At 33.9% G+C, this 17,827-nt stretch carries 16 protein-coding genes; 11 read left to right on the top strand and 5 right to left on the bottom strand.

Translation table 11 applies throughout. The annotated features are described in order from the left end of the window. Positions 1-268 precede the first annotated feature (268 nt). Positions 269-1,720 (top strand): alpha-amylase, encoded by a 1,452-nt coding sequence (locus AVL50_RS13555; protein ID WP_062617035.1) that lies wholly within the window; start codon positions 269-271, stop codon positions 1,718-1,720. A 117-nt stretch (positions 1,721-1,837) separates the two neighbouring features. Here the strand turns inward: AVL50_RS13555 and AVL50_RS13550 are convergent, their stop codons facing one another. The 4 genes from AVL50_RS13550 to AVL50_RS13535 form a co-directional block, all read right to left on the bottom strand. After that, positions 1,838-2,410, bottom strand: coding sequence for a hypothetical protein (locus tag AVL50_RS13550; RefSeq protein ID WP_157491326.1), 573 nt, complete (start codon positions 2,408-2,410; stop codon positions 1,838-1,840). A 108-nt stretch (positions 2,411-2,518) separates the two neighbouring features. Further along, on the bottom strand, positions 2,519-6,421 hold the full coding sequence (locus AVL50_RS13545) for an ATP-binding protein (protein WP_082795808.1): 3,903 nt from the start codon (positions 6,419-6,421) through the stop codon (positions 2,519-2,521). 482 nt (positions 6,422-6,903) lie between these two features. Further along, a complete protein-coding gene (locus tag AVL50_RS13540; protein ID WP_062617032.1) occupies positions 6,904-8,190 on the bottom strand; it encodes a family 43 glycosylhydrolase in 1,287 nt (428 codons plus the stop codon). Between the two features lie 88 nt (positions 8,191-8,278). Continuing rightward, complete coding sequence (locus AVL50_RS13535) at positions 8,279-10,333, bottom strand: glycoside hydrolase family 2 TIM barrel-domain containing protein (protein ID WP_062617031.1); 2,055 nt, start codon at positions 10,331-10,333, stop codon at positions 8,279-8,281. A gap of 537 nt (positions 10,334-10,870) precedes the next feature. Here AVL50_RS13535 and AVL50_RS32990 point away from each other — a divergent pair. After that, entirely contained in the window at positions 10,871-11,014 is a 144-nt protein-coding gene (locus AVL50_RS32990) for an alpha amylase C-terminal domain-containing protein (RefSeq protein ID WP_157491325.1), read from the top strand. 177 nt (positions 11,015-11,191) lie between these two features. Then, positions 11,192-11,572 (top strand): hypothetical protein, encoded by a 381-nt coding sequence (locus AVL50_RS13530; RefSeq protein WP_062617030.1) that lies wholly within the window; start codon positions 11,192-11,194, stop codon positions 11,570-11,572. 336 nt (positions 11,573-11,908) lie between these two features. On the opposite strand, the gene AVL50_RS13525 is transcribed toward AVL50_RS13530, so the two are convergent. Continuing rightward, positions 11,909-12,751, bottom strand: a complete 843-nt coding sequence (locus AVL50_RS13525) for a DUF4437 domain-containing protein (RefSeq protein WP_062617029.1) — start codon at positions 12,749-12,751, stop codon at positions 11,909-11,911. A 96-nt stretch (positions 12,752-12,847) separates the two neighbouring features. Between AVL50_RS13525 and AVL50_RS13520 the strand changes: the two genes are divergently transcribed. From AVL50_RS13520 to AVL50_RS13485, 8 genes are all read left to right on the top strand, one after another. Then, positions 12,848-13,213 (top strand): helix-turn-helix domain-containing protein, encoded by a 366-nt coding sequence (locus AVL50_RS13520; protein WP_062617028.1) that lies wholly within the window; start codon positions 12,848-12,850, stop codon positions 13,211-13,213. Between the two features lie 68 nt (positions 13,214-13,281). Further along, positions 13,282-13,710 carry a hypothetical protein gene (locus AVL50_RS13515; RefSeq protein WP_062617027.1) on the top strand — a complete coding sequence of 143 codons (429 nt, stop codon included), beginning with the start codon at positions 13,282-13,284 and terminating at the stop codon, positions 13,708-13,710. A gap of 141 nt (positions 13,711-13,851) precedes the next feature. After that, on the top strand, positions 13,852-14,526 hold the full coding sequence (locus AVL50_RS13510; RefSeq protein ID WP_062617026.1) for a hypothetical protein: 675 nt from the start codon (positions 13,852-13,854) through the stop codon (positions 14,524-14,526). Next, complete coding sequence (locus tag AVL50_RS13505; protein WP_062617025.1) at positions 14,523-15,194, top strand: DUF6000 family protein; 672 nt, start codon at positions 14,523-14,525, stop codon at positions 15,192-15,194. Before AVL50_RS13510 ends, AVL50_RS13505 begins: the two co-directional genes overlap by 4 nt. 88 nt (positions 15,195-15,282) lie before the next feature. After that, positions 15,283-15,786, top strand: a complete 504-nt coding sequence (locus tag AVL50_RS13500) for a hypothetical protein (protein WP_062617024.1) — start codon at positions 15,283-15,285, stop codon at positions 15,784-15,786. Positions 15,787-15,830: 44 nt separating this feature from the next. Next, entirely contained in the window at positions 15,831-16,289 is a 459-nt protein-coding gene (locus AVL50_RS13495) for a hypothetical protein (RefSeq protein WP_157491324.1), read from the top strand. Positions 16,290-16,297: 8 nt separating this feature from the next. Then, positions 16,298-16,930, top strand: a complete 633-nt coding sequence (locus AVL50_RS13490) for a macro domain-containing protein (RefSeq protein WP_062617022.1) — start codon at positions 16,298-16,300, stop codon at positions 16,928-16,930. Between the two features lie 71 nt (positions 16,931-17,001). Further along, positions 17,002-17,745 (top strand): protein phosphatase 2C domain-containing protein, encoded by a 744-nt coding sequence (locus AVL50_RS13485; RefSeq protein WP_062617021.1) that lies wholly within the window; start codon positions 17,002-17,004, stop codon positions 17,743-17,745. Positions 17,746-17,827: the final 82 nt, after the last annotated feature.

Here is a 17,827-nt window from a genome sequence, read left to right as displayed (position 1 = left end):
ACAATGTAATTAATGTGTATTATTTAATAATAATAGTTTGATTATTAATGTGTTAATTTTAAATTGAGGTGATTAAAGCAAAAGTATTCCATTTTACGAATAGACTTTATAAATCTTGATTTAGTTTGTAAAGCACTGTTCTTACCCAGTACAGTATTTCATACTTTTTTTGAAGAACATTTTTATCCCCAAAAGTATAAAACGTTTACCCATATACAATTTGCTTATATTTTGACATTAGTTGAGAATCTAAAAACAGAATTAAACTATGAACTTAAGAGGAACTATGATGCAATCATTCCATTGGTATACTTCAAATGATGGCCAGTTTTGGAATAATCTAGCACAAAGAGCTATTAATCTCAATAAAGCAGGTTTCACAGGAATTTGGTTACCTCCAGCCTATAAAGGATGGAGTGGTACCAACGATGTTGGGTATGGTGTCTATGATTTATTTGATTGTGGTGAATTTCAACAAAAAGGAACAGTTCGTACAAAATATGGTACCAAAGATGAATATCATAATTGTATTGAAGCTCTTCAAAATGAAAATATTCAAGTGTATGCAGATGTTGTATTGAATCATAAGATGGGTGCAGACGATAAGGAGTATGTTAATTGTGTAACAGTGAACCCATTTAACCGAACTGAACATACAGGATCTCATCACGACAGAAATGCATGGACAAAATATTCCTTCCCCGATAGAAACAATAAATATTCTTCAATGGAATGGAACTGGTGGCATTTTGATGCATTTAAAGAATATGGTAAAATATTTAAGCTAAAAGGTAAACATTTTGATACTCATGTTGATAAAGAAAATGTTAATTATGATTTTCTAATGGGGTGTGATTTAGATTTTGATAACGAACAGGTAAGAGGAGAAGTACATTATTGGGGAAAGTGGTATCTTGATACATTTGGTGTTGATGGATTTAGAATCGATGCGATAAAACATATCCGGTCTTTCTTTTTTAAGGATTGGTTAGATGATATGAGAAATCAATCTCCTGATTTATTTGCAGTGGGAGAATATTGGTCCTATGACCTTTCTAGGTTGCAAACATACATTGATCAAACCCAAGGAGTAATGAAATTATTTGATGCTCCTCTTCATTATAATTTTCATTTAGCTTCAAAAGAAGGGGCAAGGTATGACTTAGGGGCTATACTTAATAATAGTCTTGTAAAAGAAAACCCATTTTGTGCTGTGACTATTGTAGAAAACCACGATACTCAACCTTTACAGAGCTTAGAATCTTTAGTTGAAGCGTGGTTTAAACCTTTAGCGTATGCTATTATCCTATTAAGAGATGAAGGATATCCATGTGTTTTTGAAGCGGATTATTATGGAGCTCATTACTTTGGGGAGAAGAACAATGTGAAGTATGAAATCTGGTTAGCATCCCATAAATATCTAATCGATATTTTTCTTAAAGTTCGTCGTACACATACTTATGGTGATAGGTATGATTATTTTGATCATCATGATATAATAGGTTGGACTTTTACAGGAGATCAATTCAATAATAATAGTATGGCTGTAATTATGTCCAATAATAAATATGGAACAAAGTGGATGAAAACTGGTAGAAAATCTAAATTTTACCATGACATTACAGGGCATGTTAACGAGAAAGTGAAAACAAATTCCGATGGTTGGGGTAACTTTCCTACATTAGGTGGTAAAGTATCTGTATGGATTGAGGTACCTTAATACAGTCATATTCTAAAGACAAAGAGAGTATAAAAATAAGAAGTGAATATGCTATTCTTCTAATTGAATTAGAGTTGCATATTCACTTCTTATTGAAATTTTACACTTTCTAATTTGTTAAAAGAAACGTATGGTTTGGATCTTTGCTCCTTCTTTAAATTTTGATTCTAAAAGTGGAGTGTAGTCGTTATCGAAATCAACTTCTTCTACATAATCTTCACCATTCAATAGGAACTGTGTCGATTTTAAAGTTTTTGTATCAATCACATACATATCACTGATATACGTATACCATAATTTGTAATCTGCATACTGCTCAATAAAGTTTTCAATGCTTGATCCCACACCAATACCTTTTGCAGTTTTATATTTTGGAGAAAGTACAGTGATTTCCTTAATTTCATCAGTGTATGCACCTATACTGTGATCAAGTTCAAGAGCAAGCTTTACTAGGTTTTCACCATCTATACTGAACAAAACATACGGTACTTCAATATCACCGTCGGGTGTACTTACGACATCGAATTTCTCTTCCATTCTGTAAAATAAACCTCTGGCATCGACACGTGGAATGTCTTCACCTACTTTAAAAATACCAGCTTGATTTTCTTGAATTAAAAATTCTTCATCTTGACTGTAAGCAAAGTGACTAACAATCATCAAAGAGAGAGCTACAATAAGTTGTTTCATCTGTTTAGTGTATTTTATGTTTAATGCAACTTTAAATTTAATTGAAATTTTAACAATACTCCAACAGTTAATGAAAATTCAGTTTAAGGAGTATTGGTTATTGGTTGTTTACTGTACAGATTTCTTTGGAGAGACCCCGTACTGTTTTTTAAAAGCAGTAGAAAAGTAGGAAGGAGTGAATCCAATAGCATAAGCTGCTTCACTTACACTGTATTGCTCTTGGGTCAGTAAACGGTGGGCCTCTTTCAATCTTATTTTCTTGATATACTCGGCAGGGGAGATGTTGAGCATGCTTCTTAGTTTCTCACTGAGGGTGGTCTTGCCAATGCCAAGGGCAGTACAAAGTGACATAACATCAAGTTGATGATCGTTTATTCTTTGATGTATAATACGATTAAGACGTTCTAAGAATTGTTGATCTGTTTTTTCAAGTTGAACGATTTCGAGATGGGATGATTCTTGAAACGAAGCAATCATTTTTGTTCGTAAATCAATTAAGTTTTCTATTTTTTGTAATAGAATTTGTTTGTCGAATGGTTTTCCAATATAATCATTTGCACCTACATTTAGGCCCTTTATCTGATCTTCCACTTCACTGAATGCCGATAAGATGATAACGGGAATATGTGAAGTCTTTACATTTTCTTTAATGCTTTTACATAAAGTCACACCATTCATTTTGGGCATTTGATAATCAGTGATAATGATATCAGGCAGTGTTGATTTTGCCATTTCAAAACCTTCTATGCCATTTTTTGCTAAGCTTATCTTAAATTGTCCCTCAAAAATATTGACAATGTATTGTTGTATTTCCTCATTGTCCTCTACAATAAGTAAGTGTCCTTTTATAGTTGTTTTTATAATATTGAATTGATCCTGCTTCTGTGCAGGAGGAAAGTATTGAAGGTCTGTATTTGGAGCAGTGGTAGCTTCCAAAGCGGGAATTTGTACTGTAAAAGTAGTGCCTTTGTTGATTTCACTTTCTACTGAAATATGCCCAGAGTGAGCTTCAACGATTTTTTTACATAGCGAAAGACCAATGCCAAACCCCTCTTTGCTTGTATTTTCTATTTGATAAAAATGCTGAAAAATAGTTTGACAGCTTTCATGAGGTATACCTGTACCATTATCAGCAACCGTAAATTCAAGCCCTTCATAATTGGAATTCATTTGAATAGAAATCTGGCCTCCTTTTGAAGTATATTTAATGGCATTGTGTACCAAGTTACTGACGACAATTTCTAGCTTCGCAAAATCAAATACATACTTTTTTTCTGATGAAAGATAGTTAAACACAATTTCTTTTGCATTCAGTTCTGATTGGTAAAGTGTGGCAATATGATTGAGTAGTGCAGAGAAGTTATTTGATGAGAGTTGAAGTTGGATGTCTTCACTTTCTGTTTTTCTAAAAAGAAGTAATTCATCCATCAAATTACGAAGCTTATTGGCATTTCTATACATAACTTCAAGTGCGTTTTGTAAAGGACGATCAAAAGTTCTGACAGAGAGCACTTCTTGCAAAGGGGCAATGATCAAGGTAAGTGGAGTTCGTATTTCGTGAGCTATTTCACTGAAAAAGCGAATTTTTGCTTGACTCAACTGCTCTGTTTTTTCTTTTTCCAACTGAGCAATTTTTAAAGAATTTTGGATTTGAACCTGCCTTCTTGAAATATAAATACTTCCTGTGAAAATGAGGGTGGCCAATATCACATACACAAAATATGCGGTATTACTCTTATACCAAGCAGGTAAAATGATGATAGTTTGGCTCAATGCACTCTCACTCCATGATGTATTCGGTTTTCTTACTTTTACTTCAAGTGTATACTGCCCTGCCTGAATATTTGAAAAATGAGCTTTGGGCTGATTGGGTGTACAGTACTGAAAATCCTTATCAAAACCATGAAGTTTATAGCTATAAGTATACGTTTCAGAGGTTGTTAAATCAGGACAAAAGAAGCGGATGTCAAAGCTATTTTTATCGAATGGAATTGTATAATTAGTTTGGTGATGAAGCTGGTTGTACTGCTGACCAGAGACCAACATCTCACTTATTGTAGGAGAGGGAAGTGCTTCCGTATTGGGAACTTTAAGCGGATTAAAGCGAGTAAAGCCATCAATGCCTCCAAAGTAAATAGACTGTGTGTTGTGTTGGAAAACAGACTTATAATTAAATTGATTGCCTTGTATACCTTCGGCAATACCATAACGTTTAAATTGCTTTCGGAAAGGATCAAAACAGAATAATCCATTATTTGATCCTAACCATATTAGCCCTTTTTGATCTTCGATAATACTGTAAACGATTTTTAGATTTAAGTATTCAGGAGCTTCTACTTTTTCAATTCGATGAGTGGAGGAAGAATAATAAAACAATCCATTGCCATAAGTTCCAATCCACATATTTTGTTGTTTGTCTTCAAAAAAACAATTGACATTGAATTGATTTATTTCTTGTCGTTGGAGTAATGTATTAATTGAACTGTCTTTTTTTACTAAATTGTGATCATAGACTTCCAATCCATATTGCCTTCCTACCCAAATTCGTCCCCAATAATCCTCGATAGCACAGTTGAAGTATTGAAGTTTTTTATCGAGTTGTTTTAGCGTATTATCAAGATAATTATAACTGTAAACTCTATACCTAGTGAAAATAAGGACTCTGTTTTCTTGAGGTTGAGGAATAAAATCATCACAGATAAAAGTATCATCTTGATGAATTACTTCTTTGATGACTGCATTAATTTTACCCTTATCTTTTCCGTAAACCACATTAAAACCGTGGTCATGATAACCACACCAAATATTCCCTTTCCAATCTTTTTGTAAGCGGTGCAGTATTTTCCCTTTTACATCAAAACCACCTATTCCTTTGATTTTAGTGCCTGTTGTGTAGAACTTTTCATTTTTCACGTTAAATACAACCACCCCTTTCTCTTCCGTACCGAGCATTAATAGGCTATCATTAATACTGCAAAAATTCCTGATCAACCTTGAAGGCAGCCCGTCTTCATTTTCTGATTTATGATAACTTTTAAAATGAGGTTGTTGATATGGAATCATTACCGCACCAGATTGCCATGTGGTACCCCAAATATTGTTTTTGTTATCGAAAGCGAAATTTCTGAAGTGTAATTTCTCTAACTCAAAACCTAATGATGTGATTTTATCACTTGCTAAAGTAAAAGACTCATAGCCTTCCCGATACACCAAGTAATACTTTGAAGCCTTATAATAGAGTTGCACAATCTTCTTTGTTGTATTAAATAGTTCTTTTGAAGATTGCACCTGATCTGTATTTAACTTTCCATTTATAAAAGGGATTCTATACCATATTCCATTTGAATTGACCCAAAATTCCTCTCTCTCTTTGATGTATCGTATCTCTTGACAACCTCTGAATTTTGATGATAAGAGAGACAGTTTCAAATTGGAATCAATGACAAATAATCCTTCGCTAGTGGATAGAAAAACCTGTTGTTCTACTTTTTCAATAGCATGAAGTGAAGCGGAGAACTTCTCAATTTTTGTCGCCATTGTTGAAGGCGACTGCAGGTCGATCTTCACGAGGGTATTTTTCTCTTTGATGGCTAAAACAGTATTATTTCCAATGTATTTTACCAATTGATAGGTACTACTTTGTAATTTTTCTGGCATTTCATACCATTCAGAGGTCATGTAATTGTATCTCCCCAGACCATTATTCGTAGCTAGCCATAAAGTGTGCTGATGGTCTTCTTCTATATCAGAAATATAGTTGCTTACATTGTTTTTCTGAGGTAAATAGATCCTTTTGATCTCATGACCATCATACCTGTTCAAGCCGTTTTGAGAACTGATCCAAAGGTATTGCCTTCCTTGGTCTTGTAAAATATCGGTAACTTCATTAATACTCAACCCATCATTGACAGTAAGCAATTTATATTGAATCGCCCAAGCGTAAAAAGGACAAAAAAATAGTGTTGTCAATAGATAAAAAAGAATATAGTTGCTTGTCCCGTGTAGTTTCATTTCATGAAGTGTGATCTCATTTTACAATTACTTGTAAATATAAATCACTGTAGCTGATCTGGAAAGAAACAAATGCTGAGATTGCGTGTCAGGGACTATCAAGTGACAACCTTCACACTTTTCTTTTCAATATCGATGGTGAGTGTTAAGAGCATGTTTGAAACACCTCTTTTAGTAAAAAATCACTCTTTCAGGTTGTGAGAAAATTTTCACTTTCAAAATATATATTCCAAACATGCTCTAAGCAATCTCTTGATTTTATTGAAATAGGTGAAATCAATAATGGATATCTAGGTGATTAAATATTCTGTAAACTAAATTATCGTTATTTGTGGTATTTAGAAATCAGGAGATTTCTGATGATCTGTAGGACACGAATGTTAAGCGTATAAACATCATAAATATTTGAAAACTTAGTTTACAATGTTTTGAATTTGGTGATTGTAAAAACAATAGTTTTGTTGCCTTCATTTTGGTGGCGATTATTGATTCATTAATTTTTTTTGATTCTCCTTTTCAATTCTGTCTCGTTGTTTCTTAGAAAGACCATATCTGAAATACAGATCGTTTGGCATTAGAACATTTGATTTTTTCATACTTGGATCATTAACACTTTGGCTCAAATCGCAATCAAACCGTCCCAATTTGCTGTATTGTTTTTTCCAGTTATTACCAGCATTTATAAAGTGTGAAAGCCCCCAAGTAATACCATCAGCATTTTTACTATCCGTGAAAGCATCAGGAGAATACAAGCCTCCAGCAGTAGGCAAAAGTTGTGTAACCGATGCAATCTCAAAGTTAACCCAGTCTTGGGCATATTGGATAGTATTGTGCTCAATTCCATCTGTTCCAACAATTGCTGCTACCCCTTCTCTGAAAGGAAATAACATGGTTTCATGACCAGAGTTCATTACGGGGCTTAATGGATGTTTGATAAAAGGACCTTCGGGATGTTCTGCTATGGCAAGGCCCCAGCAATCCCAATGTTTACGGTTTGCATCACGCTGATCCATTCCTGATTTATAATACAAATAAATCTTTCCATCATGTACCAAAGGCATAGGGTCATGGATAACTCTCCAATCCCATTCATTACTTTCCCCAAATGGAATTACGACTTTATTGACTGCCTTCCATGGTCCATCAGGCGTATCTGCAGCAGACAATGCAACAGGGCAAATATCATAAGCATCTTTATCTTGGTCATAAGTACCGCTTGGAGCATTGAAAGCTTGATAATAGAGATAGTATTTTCCTTTAAATTTCAGAATGTCTGCAGTGGCCACTGATCGCCATCCTGGTTGTGGTTTTGAAGGGCGTGGCACGGCAACTCCTTGTTCTTCCCACGTAAAACCATCTTTGCTTGTGGCGTACCAAATTTCAGCCAAATCCCAATCTGTAGAAGGTAATGTATCGTTGGCATTTCCCTTTCCTTGAGGAGGCAAAGGTGTTTCCCTATGTGTGTACCAAACGTAATATTGTCCATTTTCAAAAATAATTTTAGAGGGATCTCTACGACTGATTGTACCGTTTCCATTATTGTAGTCAAAACCTTTCAATGCTGTATACCTGAAATTTGTATACAATTCATTGTCCAATAAGCGAGGGGCTTCATAATGCTTAAAAGCACGTTTCATGGCAGAACTCATAGGGCGGTTTGGATCAATATCTGCTATTTTCAGGGGAAAAGCAGTAGTGGAAATTTGCTGTTTTTGAGCACAGCTGAATAGGCCTAAAGCAAGAATACTTAGGCGAAGTAATTTTTTCATTTTATAAGATTTATATCAATGGTATTGCTTGTGTGATTAACGCCATAGTTGATGACATTACTATCAGCTTGCGTTTTTACGGGAGGTTTTAATTTATATTTTGATCTGTAAGAAACCATTCGGTCTGATGAGAAAATATTTCTTTCCCTTTTTTTCCGATTACCTCTATGCTATTTTTTCCTTTCTGTAAAGTGATATTATCAAAAAGGATGGTATGCATATCACTGATTACTTTTTGCTTTTGGATCACCTTTCCATTTAATTTCAAAGTTACTTTCTCGAGGTTGGAGAAAACCTTCACCTTTGTTGTGGCTTCTGTTCTTTGGTTATTTCTAGTCTCTGCGATATGTAATACAGGAGATTTGCTCCAATTTGCTTTATAAAAAAAGAAAGCATCTTTTTTAACCTTTCTATCAAAAGTGATCAATCCCTTATGGTTGAGATTTTTTATACCACCTCGGTTCCATCCTGCTACAGAAAAGTCAAACATATTCCACACAAATGAGCTCCAGATATAGGGGCGGTCCTTGATGATTTTCCATGTGACTTCATGATAGTGTGTTTGTACAGGTTCAGGAAAATAATTACCGATTGGCTTCTCCAGTAGAGTGGTATTTTGTTGATAAATATTGCCACCGACTCCATACTCACTGATACCTAATGCCATATTTGGGTAGTCATTATGGGCATTATCAAGCCACTTTCCCATGTCAGCATATTCACCATAATACCAGCCATAATACTTATTCCATGCTTGGAGGTCGGAGATATTTCCCATGTTCGATTTCATTCCTCTATCACTTGCAGAAACAGTCAGTCGTGTTTTATCGATTTGATGAGCAATTTGATTAAGTTTTTCTGTTAAGGCAACGCAAGGCTCATCTTTACTTTTCCAAGCTCTCACTTCATTCCAAAGTCCCCAAGCGTATATACTGGGATGGTTGTAATTTTGATAGATCAATTCCTTCAACTGCTGAATGGCGTTTTGACTTTCACGTCCACTGTAATTGTGTACAAATGGAATTTCAGCCCAAACCATCAATCCCATTTCATCCGCCAATTGATAGGTGATATCAGAATGTTGATAATGCGAAAGACGTAAACCTGTTGCTCCAATTTCATGCACTAGTGCCATGTCTTTTTTATGATGTTCTGGAAGTAATGCAGGACCTCTATCCTTCCATTCCTGATGCATGGCTACACCATAAATGCGGTAGAGTTCACCATTCAAGAAAGTTCCTTTTTCAGCATCTGCTTCAAAACTTCTAATCCCAAAAGTTTGAATTACTTTGTCATTTTTTTGTTGATGATTGATATTGATTTCAAGGGTATATAAATGTGGATTTTTGCGAGCATTCCATAGGATTGGTTGTGTTATTTCAACAGTAGAAGTGATGACCGAATCCTCAGAAAGTTGGTTAATCACACTACTCTTTTCAACTACTACTTTCTTGTCACCATCAAGAATTTTGTAATTCAATTCCGATGCTTTGATCGAAGTGTTCGTTGACAAGTGAGTACGTATTTCTAATTTCGCTCTATCATTGTTGAAGTTTTTCAATTCTACAAAAACACCAGAAGAAGCAAAAAAAGTGGGCGTGATGTTGCATTGTGGAGTAGAGAAAATATGAACCGGTCGGTAAATACCACCATAGTGATTAAACAGGGCATCGTCTACAGGAATACGAAGGAAATTAGGAGCATTAGAAACTTTCACTACAATTGTGTTCTCTGTATCAAATTGTATTGCTTTTGTAATTTCATAACAGAATGCAGAATAACCGCCTATATGCTGTCCTATTTTTTTGCCATTGACATACACAGTAGCTTCTTGCCCAACAGCTTCGAAACGGATAAAAACTCGTTCTCCTTTCATGGAGGGGGGAAGGGTAATTTGATTTCTGTACCAAGCCATTCCTCTGTAATACCCAACATCATTTATGGCATCCATAGAGTACGTATGTGGTACTTTTACATTTTCCCATGAAGCATCATTAAAGAGAGGTGTTTGCGCATTATAGATGACCCCTTTAGAAAATTTCCAATCTGTTAGAGCAAGGTGTTTCCTATTCTTTATAAAAGGAACTTGAGCTTGAACTAACGTGAAGTGCAGTAGTGCTATAAGTAGTAAAATATATTTCATTTCTATACCGTGCTTTATTAAAGTAATAATACAAATGAACTGATTAATAGTGAAATATACTTTTGAATTTGACCGTCTTTATTTAAATCTGTTCAGAAAGTCTTTGAAGTTAAAAGCTAAATTCCATTCCTCTCACCTAAATAATTTTAAACTCGCTAAAGCTCAAACAAGAAAATCATTTTTCACTGCTCAATACATGAAATTCTTAACGCTTTTCCCTTCAAGGCTGTGGAAGTGCTATAAACGAATTAGGTAGAAATTCCACTGGCGCGAATGTTAAGCGCAAGCGTCATTCGTGTCCTTCAAATCATCAGAAGTTTCCTGATTTCTAAATACCACAAATAACAAAAAACATAGTTTACAATGTATTAACTTTAAGGATATACAACAAAGTATAAATTGAATAAACCTTATCCTCAGAAATACACAACAACCATAAGGAAATGAATTGTATATTATAAACTAAATTTTGAAAAAGACCCTATTGTTTGGAAAGAACATTATATCGGGGATTTATACCGATCTCTTTTCTCATTAATGAAAAAGAACACTGCACTTTGGAATGGTCCATGGGCAACCACTATGATTAAAGTTCCCAATTCAGTTGAAAATAAGGTTTTCAGTTTTGTACGTCAAAATGAAAAAGACAAAGTATTTGCTGTTTTCAACTTCTCAAACTAACCTCAGTCAGTTACCTTTAAAGAAGAACTTTATGAAGGAGAGTATACAGAATTCTTTTCAAAAGAAACTGTTAACTTGAAAACAAACCTTGAATTATCCCTTAATGCTTGGGATTATAAAGTTTTTGTGAAATAGCTTCTCTTATTGAAGAACTATGTTTAGTCTGATATATTTAATATGAAAGAAATTCTAGTTGAGAAAAATGAGGAAGATGAACTTCCAATTCCTCATATTTGGAGAGCAAAGTTTAGGCAGATTGTAAGTTCTTTTGTTGAAAAAGATTACAAAATCTCTGAAAAAATAGATTTGGTAAATACCGTTTCAGGTGATACTGCTCAGCAGATACAAGAATACATTAAAGATTATGGAGAAGTTATCGTAGAACTGCTAGAAGAAACTTGGAATACTTCTGTATATATGTGGTATGAAGGTTATTGGAATGTGTATGTTGATTTGTTTACTGAAAGTGAGGGATTAAGTGATCTGGTACTCAATGTGGAAGTCAGAGAAAGGGATGATCAATATGAATTTGAGATAAAACTAGTTTTTGTACCTTAAGTAAAAGTTTTGGCTTCAGTTCAACTTATGATTGAACTGAAGCCAAAACTCATAGAGCATCTTTGAAATATCTCTTTTAGTGAAAAATCACTATTTTAGAACGTGAGTTGATTCATTTCCTTACAACCTAAATAACGCTTACGGTTAACATTCGCACCATTGGGCTTTCGACCCAATTAGTCTGGTTGTACTATATATCGATCTTGACTTTAAACCCTTGACTTTTTTGCTTCTTTTTTGTGTTAAAGACAAAAATGAAGAAGAAGGAATCTTGAAAGTAGACTCTATATAAGCTGGAATAAAGATCGATTAGAAGTTAAGTTTTAAATATACGAATTACTTAATCTTGAACTTACTGTTGGTACGAGTATAGATGATGGATGCTGTTGTAGTCGAAATATGATGGATAGCTGTGCCTTCTGAACCAAAATAACTTCCTGTTTCTAAAGATTTGCTTTCAGTATCGTTAGGTGTTTTATAATTGAAATGACCAGATACAATGATACCTTTGAAACTATCATTACTAATTATTTCACCAGAAAAATCAGCTGGAATTTTAATCATTGTTCCGCTAAACTTGCTGTCTTTTTCATCCCATAAAAACGCCGTTTTTACATTTTGTGCTGATTCTACCCAAGTAATATCAGTAGCATCTAGCCAAACCACATTAGAGTGGTCAATATTTACCGGACGTTCGCCACTGTCAAATGCTTCATCTGCAGGGTGCACTAGGTAAGGGCCTTCTTCGATTTCAATGTAAGCAAATGTATTTGTTCCTTTTGCTGAAGTGATATGTACTTCTCCTTTCGGTTGTGTCCAAAATGATCCCGCTGGCATCCACATGTTCTTAGCATTTGGATCATCATTATGAATTAAGCCGTTGATCACGACTCCACGATATGAAACGTTGTGAATATGAGGTGGCGATTGAAACCCATCAGAAGGTTTTAAAAGAAAGCCTGTAGCCTCTTTGCTGTTTCTATCTCCCCAAAGAGTTCCCGCTTTAGGTGCCAAATCACCTCGTTTGGGGTTTAAGTGGGTCCACTCTACTTCCGATGCTAATACTGTTTCATATTTTGCATTAGATTTAACTTCTTCATTTTGTTTGTCAGATGAGTTGTTGGTGCAAGCAGAAATAATTAATAAACCGAGAATTGCACTTAGACCAAAAGTCTTCATTTTATTAAAATTTTAATGAGCTATAAAAAGTATAGTTTCAAAACTATGAGCAGTTTCATTACCTTGCAAGAACGGTCAAAAAGGATAGTTTAAACAATGGCAGGGAAAGTACAAAATTTTCATATTTTTAACGGTAAGAAATATCCTTGCTGTGCAAGCCTTACCATGGGAGTGATAGGAGGAAAATGGAAAACAGTAATTTTATATCATCTTATTGATGGGAAATTAAGATATAATGAATTGAGAAAAGCAATGCCAACGGTAACAGAGCGTACTTTGAGTTTACAGCTCAAAAAGTTGGAAGAAGATGGCATTGTAAGTCGAGAAGTCCTTAATGAAAAACCGCCTCTTAAAGTAGAGTATACATTGACAAATGTCGGTCAATCTTTGATTCCACTTATTCTAACTATTGCAGAATGGGGAGAGAAAAATAGTGAAGTTGAAAGCTTAATTATCGAATAGGTTCTTTTTTAATAATTACTCTTGATCTAAAAATTCATTAAAAATAACTTCTTAAATGAAAGGTGAATATGAAAGATAAAAACCTAATTATTGTATTATCAATTACTTTGTTTATTGCTTGTCATAGTACTTCTAATAAAGTCATGGATTGGAATGACTTTAATGGTCTTTGGGTATCGACTCAGGGAAGTTACTTTCCCGATACAGTTCTAATCCTTATTGAAGATGAAACAACAGGACTGTTTGCAGAAAAAAGATTTGTCGAATTGAATGCAGAAGGACAATGGGAATTAGATCTTTTTGGATGGAGTTCTTTTGAAATTGATACAACGAGTGATCATATTACTTTCAAGAACATATCTTTTCACCAGTTTTGTGGTGTCGATATAGAGCATTCTGATGAAAAAATGGATGTAATAAGTTTTTCGAAAGATGAATTAATTTTACAAGTTTTTGGTCAGTGTCAATCTTTAAAGAAAATTCGATATACAAATTAAATTTAACCCTTTGTTACTACTCATTTAGCAAGGTATTTGTGTATTAGATTTACAAATTAAACAATTGACTTTAAGTACTAAATCAAAAATAAATCATAGTTAGTTCATTTTGAATTTGTACTTATGTCAATAAGACAAACTATGAAAGCAAAACTAGGATTATTTCGCATTGGCATACTACTTTATTTATTGTTGCCAATTTCTTGTTCTGAAAAGACGGTTGAGTGTTCAGATTCATGCTGTGGAGATTCAGGTCTAGAACAGGAATATACTACAATTGACTCTTTATCAATTATTGCAGGAAGTATTGAAACTACACAAAAAAATGGTTATGAAACAATAGAGTTCACCAAAACTTTATCCTCAGATTGGGAAACAGCGGCTATTAATATTGAAGTAGCGGAACTGCTATACTTTTCACAAAGGAATTTAAAACCATCAGAATTTCAATTTAGCTTTATCAGTAGTGCTTATGCTTGTTCACCTGTCGAGCCAAAGCCTACTCAAAAGATCGAATCTTTTGTCATCACTTCAGATATAGATTTGACTATTGGAGAGGAAACGTATGCAAGTGGAACCGACCTTTCAAAACATTTTATTGCAATGTCCAAATTTGTTAGTCAAGATCCGATGTCTATTGAAGGTTTTATTGCGGAACAAAATGATGAAGTCTACTTTTTTGGAACATTTGGAAGTTCTATTTGGCTTCAATTGAATAAGTATATCAAAATGCCTCAGCAAACATTAACCATTCAAATCACCTTTGATGATCAATCTACTTTTGAGCTGATAACAAAGGATTTTAGTATACAATGATTAATATAGAAAGTGTAGAATTCCATAATAAATTTATTCATCCATTTTATGGAGGCTTAATGGGATGTAATTTGACAAGAAAAGAAGTGGTCTCAGATCCTAATGAATTTATTAAGTCGATTATTGAACTTAGGGCAGTATTATCTCACTCTGAAATTAAACAGATGTTGAATCATAATAACTGGAGGGTTTCAAAAGTTGGAGCGTGGATTATTGGATTGTGTTGTATAGAAGCGTTAGAAGAGGATCTAATAAATTATTTAAGTATTCGACCGGTTTACTGTGAACATATAATGACTAATCTATCACTTTTCAATTCATTAAGTGGTACAAATGCCATTATTCATTTTGTTGATAATCAATTAAAAAAAATATTAAAATTAACAAAGGAAGGTAAGGAATATAAAGCTATTGATGTGTTTGAAACACATTCCGTTTTATGGGGTTTTAATGCTGTTAAATATCTAGATAGCATAAATAGTACAAATCATTTTGAAGGCTTTCTTTATTCTGAGGTTTGGTTAGAGTTTAAGGCGTTATGGCTTGAAATGTCAAGATCAGATAGAATAGTTAAAGGGTTTTATGAAAAGATTGTTGCTTCAGAAAATAGAAATCTAGAATTTTTGACATTAATAGAATTGGTTAAAAAAATATGTGATGGGATTTAATTACTCAAGAGTTTGATAGTAATCAGATAAGAATTGTTTTTACGATATTTAAAGGATAGTTCAAAAAACAATCACTGGTACCTTGAATATGAAATTTTTTCACATACTAACAATTGTTTTACCTTGCTTATCATTTGTAACGTTTGCTCAAAATGCTACGCAGGTAGAAGGTAAAGATTTGCCATCTTTTATTTCTAATTTAACTCAACAAGTTTATGAGGATACTATAAAGTTCAGTAGAGATGACTTGCTTCATACTCAAGTTGGATCAAGGAATAAAAAAGGGTATTCTAAATTGTATATGATTAATGGTAAGTACGCCTATAAGTTGGATATTATAGCTGGTGAACTTGTAGAACAATTTGTAAAAGAGGTATTAGTTTTAGATAAAATTGAATCCATTTGTATTCGTCAAGGTGATATTTCCTACTCTCAATCTATTTATGGTTCTCATGTAGTCGATGAAGTGATTCATATTAAAATTAAGGCGAAAGCAAGGTTTAATCCTAAAGTTGGTGGATTAAAAAAGAAAGGGAAAACTGGAAATAATTTTGAGCAACGATTGGATAATGAAATCTTGATCCGTATTTAAAAATGCTTTGATAATCAAATCAACAATGAAAAATAGATACTTTAATGAGAATACTTTTTTTACTTCTTCTGCTTACTTTACAACAGCAAACCCTTTCAATACCACAGTTATTGGAGAATAGAGCCCAATCCTTTGATAAGAAAATGTTTATAGATGATCGATTGTCAATTTACGCCTCCAAGCTTTTAATGAAAACAGGCTTCGTCATGGATACTGAAAAGCTGATTTTGGTAGAGTATTATGCGGATCATGGAAGAGGTGATCATTATGTAATATGGGCGAATCCTACCACGGAAGTTTCTTGTGTGATCAAGGGAGAAAAGATGAAGGACATTGAAATACTGAAGATTACTGAAAGTGATTTTAAGGCGTTGGATCAGAAATACAGTGAAGTACATTCAGGGGATTCTGTTGAAATAGATATTCTGCCTCAGAATGTGTATTTGGTAACGAAATATGACAGCGAAGAAGGATTGAACAGTTTTTGTTATAATGGAAATTAAAAAAGAATATGAAATTTTACTTAGTAGGTATAAATACAGCTTTAACAGAGGCTTGGAGCAAAGTTTTTGAAGGAGTTGAAAATGTAGAAGTGAAAAACCAATCTATTTTTGATTTGTCATGTGATGTGATTGTCAGCCCTGCCAATAGTTTTGGTTATATGAATGGAGGGATCGATTTTGCCATTTCAAAAAACTTAGGGTGGCATATTGAAAAAAGACTGCAGCAAAAACTACGTGAAGATTATTTTGGAGAATTATTAGTTGGACAAGCTACTATTGTGGAAACGGACCATAAGCAATTTCCTTATTTGATTGCCGCTCCAACAATGAGAACACCAATGACAATATTGCGCTCTCCTAACATTTACCTCGCAACTAAAGCGCTGTTGACATTACTCTTACATGGGAAATTGGATGATGGAACACCTTTAAGAGACAAAATCAACTCTATTGCTATTCCTGGTCTTGGAACTGGAGTAGGGCAAGTGCCTCCTTTGGTTTGTGCCAGACAAATGAGAATAGCATGGGAAGATGTTTTCAACGAAAAATATAAAACCAAAGAAGGTTGGGCAGAACTTCGTTCAAACTATGCTTATTTCTTTACGCATGATGAAAGAGACCTGCATTATGATATTCCTTAAGCCTTCAATAAGGGTTCATCAACACTTTATGATTTACTTTTGGTAAAGTTGTTGTGGCATGTAGGTACTGAATGAGAATATATAAAACCTTAAACATTGGAGAATTCCACACCAATCATTGTGAGGACTTTTTAATTGAAGAACAAATTGGTAGTAACGAAAAATTAATAGCCGTTCTCGACGGTTGTACAATGGGAACAGAATCTGTTTTTGCTTCCATACTCTTCGGGAAAATTCTACGAAATATCGCTAAAAAGAAATTCTATGAAGCGTTTTTAGCAGAGCGTTCATTACAACTTCAAGACCAACTTAAAGATGTTGTAAAGCTATTGATTGAAGAGGTGAAGTTATTGAAAAATCAACTTGGCCTTGAGACGAACGAATTACTGTCTACTTTAATCATTGGAATTATTGAGACTAATACATCAAAGGCTGAATTATTGACAGTAGGAGATGGATTAATTTGTAAAGATGGCAAGCTGATTGAATACGCACAGGATGATAAACCGGACTATCTTGGTTATCACTTAGCAGATGATTTTGAAACATGGTTTGAGTCTCAAAAGCAAAAATTATCGATCACAAGTTTTAAAGATTTATCAATTTCTACAGATGGTATTTTTACATTCCAGAACCTTGATGAGAGATCTAAACAGAAGCCTGAAAAGGAAATTATAGCGTATTTGTTGATGGATAATGAAGGGGTTGAATTTCCGAATTTCCTCGAAAGAAAAGTGAGGTTTTTAAAAGACAAATGGAATCATACAGTAACTGATGATTTAGCAATTATTAGAGTGAAAAATGATAGGCTATAATTAAGAGCATGTTTGAAATATATATTCCAAACATGCTCAAAAAAAGGTAACTACTCTCCCTTAGAGGTTGCAGTGTACTGCT

The sequence above is a fragment of the Flammeovirga sp. SJP92 genome, from assembly GCF_001583495.1.
Taxonomy (GTDB): Bacteria; Bacteroidota; Bacteroidia; order Cytophagales; family Flammeovirgaceae; genus Flammeovirga.
Note: the sequence above shows the minus strand (reverse complement) of the source record. Positions and strands in the feature narration are given on the sequence as shown.

What these genes read in the sequence shown, in the direction of transcription:
- AVL50_RS13490 (WP_062617022.1), top strand. Translation starts at nt 16,298, where the DNA reads ATGAAATTTTACTTAGTAGGTATAAATACAGCTTTAACAGAGGCTTGG.
- AVL50_RS13530 (WP_062617030.1), top strand. Translation starts at nt 11,192, where the DNA reads ATGAAAGAAATTCTAGTTGAGAAAAATGAGGAAGATGAACTTCCAATT.
- AVL50_RS13540 (WP_062617032.1), bottom strand. Translation starts at nt 8,190, where the DNA reads ATGAAAAAATTACTTCGCCTAAGTATTCTTGCTTTAGGCCTATTCAGC.
- AVL50_RS13495 (WP_157491324.1), top strand. Translation starts at nt 15,831, where the DNA reads ATGAGAATACTTTTTTTACTTCTTCTGCTTACTTTACAACAGCAAACC.
- AVL50_RS13555 (WP_062617035.1), top strand. Translation starts at nt 269, where the DNA reads ATGAACTTAAGAGGAACTATGATGCAATCATTCCATTGGTATACTTCA.
- AVL50_RS13515 (WP_062617027.1), top strand. Translation starts at nt 13,282, where the DNA reads ATGAAAGATAAAAACCTAATTATTGTATTATCAATTACTTTGTTTATT.
- AVL50_RS13485 (WP_062617021.1), top strand. Translation starts at nt 17,002, where the DNA reads ATGAGAATATATAAAACCTTAAACATTGGAGAATTCCACACCAATCAT.
- AVL50_RS13535 (WP_062617031.1), bottom strand. Translation starts at nt 10,333, where the DNA reads ATGAAATATATTTTACTACTTATAGCACTACTGCACTTCACGTTAGTT.
- AVL50_RS13500 (WP_062617024.1), top strand. Translation starts at nt 15,283, where the DNA reads ATGAAATTTTTTCACATACTAACAATTGTTTTACCTTGCTTATCATTT.
- AVL50_RS13505 (WP_062617025.1), top strand. Translation starts at nt 14,523, where the DNA reads ATGATTAATATAGAAAGTGTAGAATTCCATAATAAATTTATTCATCCA.
- AVL50_RS13510 (WP_062617026.1), top strand. Translation starts at nt 13,852, where the DNA reads ATGAAAGCAAAACTAGGATTATTTCGCATTGGCATACTACTTTATTTA.
- AVL50_RS13525 (WP_062617029.1), bottom strand. Translation starts at nt 12,751, where the DNA reads ATGAAGACTTTTGGTCTAAGTGCAATTCTCGGTTTATTAATTATTTCT.
- AVL50_RS13545 (WP_082795808.1), bottom strand. Translation starts at nt 6,421, where the DNA reads ATGAAACTACACGGGACAAGCAACTATATTCTTTTTTATCTATTGACA.
- AVL50_RS32990 (WP_157491325.1), top strand. Translation starts at nt 10,871, where the DNA reads ATGAAAAAGAACACTGCACTTTGGAATGGTCCATGGGCAACCACTATG.
- AVL50_RS13520 (WP_062617028.1), top strand. Translation starts at nt 12,848, where the DNA reads ATGGCAGGGAAAGTACAAAATTTTCATATTTTTAACGGTAAGAAATAT.
- AVL50_RS13550 (WP_157491326.1), bottom strand. Translation starts at nt 2,410, where the DNA reads ATGAAACAACTTATTGTAGCTCTCTCTTTGATGATTGTTAGTCACTTT.